Annotated in this window: 1 protein-coding gene; it reads left to right on the plus strand. The window is 44.9% G+C overall.

The genetic code is table 11. The annotated features are described in order from the left end of the window. Window positions 1-101: 101 nt before the first annotated feature. Window positions 102-960, plus strand: an 859-nt coding sequence (locus tag AC1DUA_RS39090; RefSeq protein WP_477504798.1) for a sigma-70 family RNA polymerase sigma factor, incomplete at its 3' end; no start/stop codon positions are given.

A 960-nucleotide genomic window follows, 5' to 3' on the forward strand; every position in this document is an offset into this window, starting at 1 on the left:
TCTTCGAGCAGCACAAATTGCAATTGAAATTATCGCCCTAGAAAAACGATTGAAGTCAACGTAGAGCTACTGAATTGACTAGGGAGGAGGGAGTCCGTACTATGGCGAATGATCAGCGTACAGAACTAGAGACAGAGTTGACCTTGGACCAGGTGAAAGACCAGCTTATCGAGCAAGGGAAAAAGCGGTCCTCACTAACTTACAAGGATATTATGGAAAAATTAGCTCCCTTCGATCAGGATCCTGAGCAAATCGATGAGTTTTTTGAGCAGCTATCGGAGCAAGGGATCGATGTAGGGAATGAATCGGATGACGATTCCATGAATCCTGAAGAGAATGATCGCGATGAATTTAACTTCGATGATGATCTGGCATTGCCGCCAGGGATTAAGATTAATGATCCAGTTCGGATGTATTTGAAAGAAATTGGTCGTGTGCCTCTTCTTTCTGCGGAAGATGAAGTGGGTTTAGCCAAGCGGATTGAGAACGGGGACGAAGAGGCGAAGCGGCGCCTGGCTGAAGCGAACCTAAGACTCGTTGTAAGTATCGCCAAAAGATATGTAGGCCGTGGCATGTTGTTCTTGGACTTGATCCAAGAAGGGAATATGGGACTTATTAAAGCAGTTGAGAAGTTTGACCACACGAAAGGTTACAAGTTCTCTACGTATGCAACTTGGTGGATTCGTCAAGCCATTACACGCGCAATTGCAGACCAAGCGAGAACGATTCGTATTCCTGTACATATGGTCGAAACCATCAACAAATTGATTCGTGTTTCCCGTCAATTGCTGCAAGAGCTTGGGCGCGAACCTACTCCTGAAGAAATTGCAAAAGAGATGGACCTGAGTACGGATAAAGTACGTGAAATCATGAAGATCGCACAAGAGCCTGTATCATTGGAAACACCAATTGGTGAAGAAGATGACTCGCATTTGGGAGATTTCATTGAAGACCAAGAAG

It is taken from the genome of Paenibacillus sp. 01T422 (assembly GCF_056398785.1).